Below are 9,233 nucleotides of genomic sequence, written 5' to 3'. Positions count from 1 at the left end.
GGGTGAGGTCGCCGGTGATGACGCCGACCTCGTCGGTCATGGCCCCGCCGGGCCCCGCGGTGACGTGGTCCACCAGCTGCCGGGGGTGGGCCGGGTCGTGTGTGGTCATGGGGTGCAGGTGTCCAGTGAGGCTGATCCTTTGGAGTGGACACCCTGACAATGGATCTTGAAGGTCCAGGAAGGGATGTCCAGGTGGGACGCCAGTCACGGAAGATCAACCGCACGCGTGTGGCCCGACTGATGCGCGTCAACCACATCGTCGGCCGGCACCTGCGGCGCAAGAAGCGCACCATGATCGCGGACAAGACCGCGCCTTGCGTCCCAGACCTGCTGATGCGCGACTTCAGCGCGGACGCGCTCAACACCAGGTGGTGCGGCGGCATCACCTACATAGCCGTCGGCTCCACCTGGCTGTATCTCGTCACGGTCATCGACATCTGCTCGCGTCGCGTGATCGGCTGGTCCATCGCCGACCACATGCGCACGTCCCTGGTCACCGACGCGATCGAGATGGCGGTCGCCGCTCGCGGCGGCCACGTCAAGGGCGTCGTCTTCCACTCGGACAGGGGCGCCCAATACGTGAGCTGGACCTTCGCCGACGCCTGCCGACGGCACGGCATCCGCCGCAGCATGGGACGCGTCGGATCGAGCTACGACAGTGCTCTGGCCGAGTCGTTCTTCCAGGGCCTCAAGCGGGAGTTGCTCCACGGAAGGCGCTGGACTTCGAAGGCACAGACAAGGCTCGAGCTATTCCGCTGGCTCGCCTACTACAACCGGCGCCGACGACACTCCGCCCTCGGCTACCTCACACCGATCGAGTTCGAACAACGGCTGATCACATCAACTACGCTGTCACTCGCCGCATGAAACCCGGTGTCCACTCCCGGGGATCAACCTCACGGCGCTGCTGCACCACAATCTCGGACATGCGAGAAGAGGACCTCTACACCGAGCAGTACTTCGGCGACGAGCAGCAATCCGTCGCCGGTGCGCCGCAGAGATCAAAGCGAAGGCTGACGCAGACGAAGCCAAGAAGATGGAGGAACTGCGCAACAGGAGCCGCTACGGGCGTTGATCGAGCCGTTCGAGTGACGCCGCACCGGCAGGCAACGCAACGCACGGCGAGCCACTGACACCGTCTTTCCGCCCCGGCACCCGCTCGGGCAGCTGCCTGCCGCTGCCCTTGAAGCACGTCTCTTTTTGGCGTCGGCGCCTCCGCCGAATGGCTGTCCCACTGCTCCCATACGGTCTAACGCAAAAGGCGACCTCCAGTTGAGTCACATAGCGTCGTGATCGGTGACCCTAACGGCTCACCGGGCGCGGGCCGTCTGCCGCAGCGCAGAGCGCACCACCGGCACGAGGGGACGATTATCGCGGCGCCTTGCGGCGAGGGCGACCGTGGTGGGCTGGTGGCGTGGCTGGACTGAGGATGTGGTGGTCGGGGATGACGTGGGTGGGGCCGATCGCCGTATGGGAGTTGATCTGGCAGTGGCGGCCGATCGCGGTGCCGGGGCCGATGGTGATGTTGGTTCCGGTCTGGGTGTGGTCGCCGATCAGGGCGCCGAAGCGTGGGGTGCCGCAGCGGTAGAGGCGTCGGGCAGGCGGAGGACGGCGTTGCGGTCGGGGCGGGTCATGTCGCGGGTGAGGTGGATGGCGGCGACGGTGACGTTCGCGGAGAGGTGGACGCCGTCGCCGAGGAGGGTGCGGTTGATGCCGATGCGGTGGCCCAGGACGCTGTGGGCTCCGATGTGGGCGTTGGTGACCTCGCAGTTGAAGCCGACCGACGCGCCGGGGCCGATGACGGTGTGGCCGCGGACGGTGGTGAACTCCCATACTCGTGCTCCCGGTCCGACAATCACGTCCTCGCCGAGGATCGCGGTGGGGTGGATACGCGCGGTGGGATGGATGCGGTGTGTGACCTGGGCCAGGGCTTCGGCGTGCAGGTCGGGCCAGTGGGTGAGCCACCAGGCCAGATCAGCGCGGTCCAGGGTCGCGTAGGCGGTGGCGGCCAGGCCGGGGCCGGCGGGGGCGCTGAGATAGTCGCCGAGGTGCAGGGCGGTGCCGTCGGGCACGGGGTCCTCCTGTGGTGGTTGTGGCCGGGTGTGCGGGGCGCGGACGGCTAGGCTGCGGCGGTCGTCGTTCGTTGGGAGTTCACCTGTGAGTCATCCGCGCCTTGGGGTTGCCGTCCTGACGATGGGCAACCGGCCTGCCGAGCTGGCGGCGTTGCTTGAGTCGGTGGTCCGGCAGGATCTGCCTGCGGCGCGGGTGGTGGTGGTCGGTAACGGCACGCCGCTGTCCGGGCTGCCGGCCGGGGTCGACGGGGTGGAGCTGGGCGAGAACCTGGGGGTCTCGGGCGGCAGGAACGCGGCGATCGCTCACCTGCGGGCCTGCGGAGACGTCGACGTGGTCGTGGACCTGGACGACGACGGTCTCCTGGTGGACACCGACGTGTTCTCGAAGCTGGCCGCGATGTACGCGGCCGACCCCCGGCTGGGTGTGGTGTCGTTCCGGATTGCCGATGAGCACGGGCAGACGCAGCGGCGTCATGTGCCGCGGCTTCGCGCCAAGGATCCGATGCGCGGTGGTGAGGTGACGACGTTCCTGGGCGGCGGGCACGCGCTGTCGATGCCCATGCTGAACGAGGTCGGGGGCTGGCCGGCGGAGTTCTTCTTCGCGCATGAGGAGACCGATCTGGCGTGGCGGGCGCTGGATGCGGGTTGGCGGGTGGTGTACGAGCCGTCGCTGGTGTTGCAGCACCCGAAGACGTCGCCGGCCCGGCACGCGGTCTATTACCGGATGACGGCCCGCAACCGGGTGTGGCTGGCCAAGCGGCACCTGCCCGCCCCGCTCGTCCCCGCCTACCTGGGGGTGTGGACGCTGCTGACGCTGGCCCGGACCCGGTCCCTCGGTGGGCTGCGGGCCTGGGCCGGCGGGTTCTGGGAAGGCGTCACGCGTCCTGCGGGGCGGCGGCTGCCGATGCGGTGGGCGACCGTGGCCCGCATGACCCGTCTCGGACGGCCCCCGGTGATCTAGCCGGGCTGCGCCGCCGTCTCGGAGCGCAGCCAGGCGGGCAGGGCGGCCGGGGTGGCGTGCAGCCAGCGCACGTAGCGGGCGATGCCGTCCTCCAGCGTGATCCGGGGCCGCCATCGCAGAATCCGTTCCATGTGCGTGGTGCTCGCGCAGCCACCGAGCGGGTCGCCGGGTGGCATCGGTGTCTCCCGCACCTGCGTTCCGGGGTAGTGGGCGGTGACGAGTTCGGCGACGCGGCGGATCGTGGTCGGGCATCCGGTGCCGATGTTGACCGTCTCGCCGTCGGCGGCCGGACAGGCCAGGGCGTGGAGGGTGCCGTCGGCGATGTCGTCGACGTGGACCAGGTCACGGACCTGATGGCCACCGCCGTTGAGCTGCAGGGGCAGACCGAGAGCGGCCCGGGCGGCGAACCAGGCCACCACCCACGAGTGGCTGCCCGGCTTGATGACCTGCGGCTCGCCGTACACGGAGAAGTAGCGCACCACCGCATGCGAGGTGCCGACAGCACCGAGCAGCAGCCGGGTCTGTACCTCGCCGAAGGCCTTGGTGTTGGCGTAGACCGACAGCGGGCGCAGCGGGGCGTGTTCGGTGAAGCGGGGCACGGTGCGGCCGTAGACGGCGGCCAGCAGTTCCCGGGTGGTGCGGTGTTCGTCGCGGGGGCTGGCCCAGTCGTCGGGGTTGCCGTTGCCGTACACGGAAGCCGAGGAGACGAACACCAGCCGCCTGAGCCGGTCCGAGGCCGCGGCGGCGGTCAGAACGGTCTGGGTGCCGGTGATGTTGTGGTCGATGGCATCCTGCGGGCGCCGGGTGCAGGCCGCGACGTCGGCGAGGGCTGCGGCGTGGACGACGTAGTCCGCCCGGCGCATGGCCCGCTGCACGGCGGCAGCATCGCGGACGTCCCCGGCCAGGACGTCCTCACTGGTGGTGTCGATGCCGAACAGCGTGCGGTAGACGTCAGGGGGATAGGCGTCCAGGGTGCACAGCGCCAGCGGGGTGGCGCCCAGAGACTTCAGGCGGCGCACGATCCGTGATCCGATCAGGCCGGCGCCGCCGGTGACCAGGACGGTCGCTCCCTCAAGACTCTGCAGGGCAAAGGACGATGCGGGGACAGGGTGAGTGTGCTGGTGCGTCATGTGCGTGCCCTTCATTGCCGGGTGGCGGACCAGGGGCGGCTGCGCAGCCTGCCGTAGACGATGAGCGCACGCGTTCACGGGTGGGAGAGGTCCCGGACAGGTCCCGTCTTGTTCGCGCCGTACCGGGGCGCGTGAGCCGGTGCCACGATGACCGGGTGGAGCACCTCGCCTTGCACCCTCTGGCCCGCGCCCGCCGGGCCGCCGGCCTGTCGCAGGAGCAGCTCGCGGCCGGCGTGCGGGCCGCCGCCGCGCGCCGCGGGCTGCGCTCGGGCACCGACGCCTCCCGCGTGCGCAAGTGGGAACGCGGCATCCGGCCCGACGAGGACTCCCAGACCTACATCGCCGAAGCCCTGGGCCTGTCTGCGGACAACATCGACGGGCCGTGGCCCGCTGGCTGCCGCTGACCGACACCGGCGTCGTCCCCCTCGGCCCGCACGCCACCGTGCCCCCCTGAGAGAGGCCCTGCGAACCGTGGACCGCCGCACCTTCCTCACTGTCTCCTCCGCCGCCCTGACCACCCTCACCGCCGACTGGGCAGCCGCCGGCGCCTCACCGGCCGTGCCAGATCAGCTCGCCGGAGCATCCGACTTGGTCGACGTGCTGGAGACCACCGCGCGGCAGCTTGCCGCCGCCGACCCCGTCCACCATCCGCACACCAGCCGACTGCTGCGCGAACACCTGGCCACCGTCACCGACCTCCTCGAGCGCGGCCGCGTAGGCGCCACGACTCGGCATCGCCTGCACACGCTGGCCGCGGACATTGCCCACGCCCTGGCCTGGCGCCGCTTCGACAACGGCGACACCGCCCACGCCGCCCAGTACTGGATTGCCGCCCTCCACAACAGCCACGCCACCGGCGACACCGACCGCGGCGCCGGCCTCATCAGCGACCTCGCCTACCAAGCAGCCTGGCAAGGTGACCACGTCCTCGCCGGGCAGCTGCTGGCCCACGCACTCACCCGCGCCACCCACCCCGCCGCCCGCAGCCTCCTCCAGCTCCGCCTGGCCCGCACCCACGCCGCACGCCACGAGACCCGCCCCGCCCTGCGCGCCCTGGCCGCAGCCGAGAAACACCTCGGTCAAGCCGCCGGCGACCGCCTGGCCTGGTGTGAGTGGCTCTCCGACGCCGACCTCGCCGTCGACTCCGGCCAGACCCTCCTCGACCTTGGCGACACCGCCCGCGCCCACCAGCTCGTCACCGCCGGTGAACGCCTGCTTCCCTCTTCCCGGGGCAAGACCCGCGGCATCTTCCTCGCCTACCGAGCAGCGAGCCACCTCGACCTCAAAGAACCCGAAGCCGCCGCAGCCGCCGCAACCCAGTCCCTACAGCTAACCCGCCGCATCCACGCACCCCGCTGCCTCCGCCTGATCGAAGCCCTCCTCCCCCGCTTCCAGCCCTACCAGCAGACTCCCGGCGTCAACGAACTGCTGCACCTGGCCGCCGCATAGCCGTCCGGCCCACCGCGAAGGCGTCCGGTGATCCGAAGCCCTCCCTGCCAATTTCCAATGCCGGGGCAGAACGACGAGGCGGCGCTGTCACGTTGTGGAGTGTGTGAGTGCCTGATGGCGCGTCGGGGTGTGGTGAGAGTCGGGTTTCGGGCCGGTGTTCAGGCCGCGGCAGGCCGGCCGACGGCTCCGGTGATCTGGTCCCAGACGGCGAAGCGGGTGCTCATCTCGGTGCGGTATCCGAGTGCGGTATCCGGGTGCGGTCATCAGGTGGCGGCGGGGCCGGAAGTGGGGTGAGATGCCGCTGAACGCGGCCGGGAACCGCTGCGCCCCGCCGACGCTGCGGAAGCCTTTCATGGCGCGTTCGCGCTGCCTCGTCGGCTGGTGGCTGTTCTCGGCCCGGTTGTTCAGGCCCTTGTGCGAGCGGTGTTCCACCGAGGGCATGACCTCGCGGTGCGCCGCGCCGTAGGAGCGGAGCTTGCCGGTGACCACCACCCGCGGCACCGACCGGGTCTTCTTCATCAGCTTCCGGAAGAAGCGCCTGGCCGCGGCCGTGTCCCGCTTGCTCTGGACGAGGATGTCGAGCACGTTGCCGTCGGCGTCGACCGCGCGCCACAGGTACCGCTGCCGGCCCTGGATCTTGACGAAGACCTCGTCGAGATGCCATTTGTCGCCCGGCTTCGGGCGGCGCCGGCGCAGCGCGTTGGCGTAGGCGGGGCCGAACCGGCGCGTCCACTGGTGGATCGTCTCGTAGGAGACCTCGATGCCGCGCTCCAGCATCAGCCCCTCGACGTCGCGCAGGCTCAGGGCGAAGCGGTGGTACAGCCACACGCAGTGCGCGATGATCTCCGGCGGGAAGCGGAAACCCTGGTACGACGGCGCGTCCACGAGCAGCCCCTCCAGCGACCTCAACCAGACAGATGATCATGCCACCGGAGAAGGGCTCCGCTCAACCTGACAACACCCAGTCGGCGACTGGGAAGCACGGATGCGCACCATCACCGAGTTGTAGCCGAACATCACCAAGTGGTTCGACCGCGACGTGTGGACCCGCGCCGTCAACGACGCGGGCTACGCCGTCACCCGCCGCTGACGTCAACGCGCAGGGACGGGCAGGACGCCAGGGACGACCAGCGGCCGTGCGTACGGAGTGGCCATGGGCTCAATCTGGATGCCGGTGCGCAGCGGCTTCACCGAGAAGCGGAAGCCCTTGACCGGGCCGTGGCAGATCAACCCGGCCGGGCGGGGATGCCGATGCCCTCGTGGGAGAAGGTGAAGCCGAGCCCCCACCTGTGGTTCGTCGACGAGTGGGTGATCGGACGGAACGAGGGCCGCTTGTCTGCCGGTCCGCATTCACGGAATCTCCACACCGGCCTTGAACCCCCAAGGGGCGGTCGCCGTCCTGCTTACGCAAGTTGCACCGAGCTGGCGACCGACCCGGTCCGGCTCAGTCTGTAACTGGCTGTTCTCTATCCGCTCGTGGAGTCGATCGGGATCGAACAGGTCCCTGGTCCGGGTAAGTCAGCCGGTGTGGGTGCATAGAAGAAGGGCCTCTTGGTAGCTCGCGGTTGTCGAATCCAGCGAGGAGCAAGAGGCCCTGGTGTCGAAGTGTCGCGTGGTCGTAGTCGCCGAGTCCAGTTCGCCCACTCCTGGGTGTGACTGTCTCGCCCATCGGTTCGGGAACGCGGCCGACCGGCCGGAGCGCCGGCCCCGATACAGCTCGGACATGAGCGATGCGGAGTGGTCACGGGTGCGGGATCTGCTGCCGGTTCCCGGATGGCCGGCGGGCCGGGGCGGGCGGCCGGAGGGCTACTGCCACCGGCAGATGATCGACGCGATCCGCTACCTCGTCGACAACGGCATCACGTGGCGCGCGATGCCCTGCGACTTCCCGCCCTGGCCGCGGGTGTATGCCTTCTTCGCCCGCTGGCGGGATGCGGGGCTGGTGGCCGAGCTGCACGACCGGCTGCGCGAGGCCGTCCGCCGCTCGGAGGGCCGCGACGGGGAACCGAGCGCGGCCATCGTGGACTCGCAGTCGGTGAAGGCGGACGCCACCGTCGCCCACACCACGCGGGGATTCGACGCGGGGAAGAAGGTCAACGGTCGCAGGCGGCACCTGCTCACCGACACCCTCGGACTTCTCCTGGGCGTGCTGGTCACGCCGGCCTCCACGACCGACCGGGACGCCGCCCGGAGCCTGCTGCCCGCAGCAAAGAGCCGCTTCCGGCGGCTGGCCCGCATCTGGGCCGACGGTGGCTACACCGGCCACCTCACCGACTGGACCCTCCAGCACCTCGGAATCGTCTTGGACATCGTCCGCCGCAGCGATGACGTCCAGGGTTTCCAGGTCCTGCCCCGCCGCTGGGTCGTCGAGAGGTCCTTCGCCCGGCTCCTGCGCAGCCGGCGCCTGGTCCGCGACTACGAACGACGCACCGACACCAGCCAGAGCGTCGTCCTGTGGTCGATGACCATGCTCATGAGCCGCCGCCTGGCCGCCCGGCACCGGCCTGTTCCGGTGCGGGCAGCGTGAACCGGCCCGGCTTCTTCTCCACCAGCCAGCCCCGTTCCACCAGCCGTTTCAGCCGAGCCCTCGCTCCCTCGACGCGGGAGGCGGACGCGCTGTCCCAGCCCAGCACCACCGCCGCCCGCCGGGCACCCAGCCCGCCGGCTCCCGCCTCCAGGGCGGCGGCCATCAATGCCTGGTAGTCCACCGACAGCACCTCGGTGCCGGCCGCGTCCTGGCGGTGCGGCACCGCCCGGCGCGGTCCCACTGGCTTTTTCTGCGAGGATCCGCCGGCCACCACAGCGGGCGCGTCCGCCTCGGCCAGCGCCTCCAGATACTGCTCCAGGCCGATCACTCGATGCCGGAGCACCTCTTCCGCCTCCGCCAGAGCCGCCCGCACCCGCTCCAGCTCGGCTTCGAGTTCCTCCACCCGCACCACCGCGGCCTTCCGCCGCGTCTCCAGAACCGCCCGCATCGATGGCACCTGGCACCCCCACGGCATCTCGGCCGGCAACAGAACCAGACTCCCGTAACAACCGCGATCTCACGCCTGACCAGCAGAAATCACACATGAGGTTCGGAAAGAGAACGACCTCTTAGAGTTCCTAACGGAATGCGGTTGGGTCGTGACCTCTGGCTGGGTGACTCGGTTGCTTAGGTGTGAGGAAGCGTGATCCCCAACCCTGGCTGGTTGACGACGAGTTGTGGTCGCGGATCGAGCCATTGCTGCCTGTCCGGCAGCGCCGGCATCGGTACCCGGGCCGGAAGGCGCTGGATGACCGCAAGGTGCTGTGCGGCATCCTGTTCGTCCTCTGCACCGGCATCCGCTGGGAATGGCTGCCCGCCGAGTTGGGTTTCGGATCCGGCATGACCTGCTGGCGCAGACTGCGGGACTGGAACAACGCCGGTGTCTGGCAGCGCCTGCAGGAGGTGCTGCTGGCCGAGCTGCGGGCCGCTGACCGGCTGGACATGTCGAGGGCGGTGATCGACAGCTCCCACGTCCGGGCGCTCAAGGGCGGCCCAAAACCGGTCGGAGCCCGGTCGACCGGGGACGGCCGGGCTCCAAGCACCACGTGATCTGCGATGCCGCCGGCATCCCGCTCTCCGTCGCCTTGACCGTC

Annotated in this window: 7 protein-coding genes and 3 pseudogenes; 6 read left to right on the top strand and 4 right to left on the bottom strand. The window is 70.1% G+C overall.

Features of this window, described 5'->3' with window-relative positions; translation table 11 throughout:
• Positions 1 to 204 precede the first annotated feature (204 nt).
• Positions 205 to 867 (top strand): annotated as a pseudogene (locus B7L92_RS18450) (IS3 family transposase); the annotation flags it as partial.
• Positions 868 to 1,553: 686 nt separating this feature from the next.
• Here the strand turns inward: B7L92_RS18450 and B7L92_RS39540 are convergent.
• Complete coding sequence (locus B7L92_RS39540; protein ID WP_255311025.1) at positions 1,554 to 2,072, bottom strand: nucleoside-diphosphate-sugar pyrophosphorylase; 519 nt, start codon at positions 2,070 to 2,072, stop codon at positions 1,554 to 1,556.
• A gap of 85 nt (positions 2,073 to 2,157) precedes the next feature.
• On the opposite strand from B7L92_RS39540, the gene B7L92_RS18440 reads away from it, so the two are divergent.
• A complete protein-coding gene (locus B7L92_RS18440) occupies positions 2,158 to 3,033 on the top strand; it encodes a glycosyltransferase family 2 protein (RefSeq protein ID WP_081238652.1) in 876 nt (291 codons plus the stop codon).
• Here B7L92_RS18440 and B7L92_RS18435 read toward each other — a convergent pair.
• Positions 3,030 to 4,163, bottom strand: coding sequence for an NAD-dependent epimerase/dehydratase family protein (locus B7L92_RS18435; RefSeq protein ID WP_081238651.1), 1,134 nt, complete (start codon positions 4,161 to 4,163; stop codon positions 3,030 to 3,032). The genes B7L92_RS18440 and B7L92_RS18435 overlap by 4 nt on opposite strands.
• Before the next feature lie 155 nt (positions 4,164 to 4,318).
• On the opposite strand from B7L92_RS18435, the gene B7L92_RS40670 reads away from it, so the two are divergent.
• Positions 4,319 to 4,567: a helix-turn-helix domain-containing protein gene (locus B7L92_RS40670; protein WP_159461041.1), complete on the top strand. Its 249-nt coding sequence runs from the start codon at positions 4,319 to 4,321 to the stop codon at positions 4,565 to 4,567.
• Positions 4,524 to 5,612, top strand: a complete 1,089-nt coding sequence (locus tag B7L92_RS18430) for an NsdA family TPR-like regulatory protein (protein WP_497591004.1) — start codon at positions 4,524 to 4,526, stop codon at positions 5,610 to 5,612. The genes B7L92_RS40670 and B7L92_RS18430 overlap by 44 nt, the downstream gene beginning before the upstream one ends.
• A gap of 158 nt (positions 5,613 to 5,770) precedes the next feature.
• Here B7L92_RS18430 and B7L92_RS18425 read toward each other — a convergent pair.
• Positions 5,771 to 6,497 (bottom strand): annotated as a pseudogene (locus B7L92_RS18425) (IS6 family transposase).
• Between the two features lie 838 nt (positions 6,498 to 7,335).
• On the opposite strand from B7L92_RS18425, the gene B7L92_RS18415 reads away from it, so the two are divergent.
• The gene (locus tag B7L92_RS18415; RefSeq protein ID WP_107501527.1) at positions 7,336 to 8,139 is read left to right on the top strand and encodes an IS5 family transposase; all 804 of its coding nucleotides are present in this window, start codon (positions 7,336 to 7,338) and stop codon (positions 8,137 to 8,139) included.
• Here the strand turns inward: B7L92_RS18415 and B7L92_RS18410 are convergent.
• The gene (locus B7L92_RS18410) at positions 8,084 to 8,587 is read right to left on the bottom strand and encodes a hypothetical protein (RefSeq protein ID WP_081238649.1); all 504 of its coding nucleotides are present in this window, start codon (positions 8,585 to 8,587) and stop codon (positions 8,084 to 8,086) included. The genes B7L92_RS18415 and B7L92_RS18410 overlap by 56 nt on opposite strands.
• A gap of 185 nt (positions 8,588 to 8,772) precedes the next feature.
• Between B7L92_RS18410 and B7L92_RS18405 the strand changes: the two are divergent.
• Positions 8,773 to 9,233, top strand: a pseudogene (locus B7L92_RS18405) (IS5 family transposase); the annotation flags it as partial.

This window comes from Streptomyces viridosporus, assembly GCF_002078235.1.
GTDB classification, from domain to species: domain Bacteria; phylum Actinomycetota; class Actinomycetes; order Streptomycetales; family Streptomycetaceae; genus Streptomyces; species Streptomyces viridosporus.
This window is presented reverse-complemented; position numbering and strand designations above follow the sequence as displayed.

What these genes read in the sequence shown, in the direction of transcription:
- B7L92_RS18435 (WP_081238651.1), bottom strand. Translation starts at nt 4,163, where the DNA reads ATGACGCACCAGCACACTCACCCTGTCCCCGCATCGTCCTTTGCCCTG.
- B7L92_RS18410 (WP_081238649.1), bottom strand. Translation starts at nt 8,587, where the DNA reads ATGCGGGCGGTTCTGGAGACGCGGCGGAAGGCCGCGGTGGTGCGGGTG.
- B7L92_RS18415 (WP_107501527.1), top strand. Translation starts at nt 7,336, where the DNA reads ATGAGCGATGCGGAGTGGTCACGGGTGCGGGATCTGCTGCCGGTTCCC.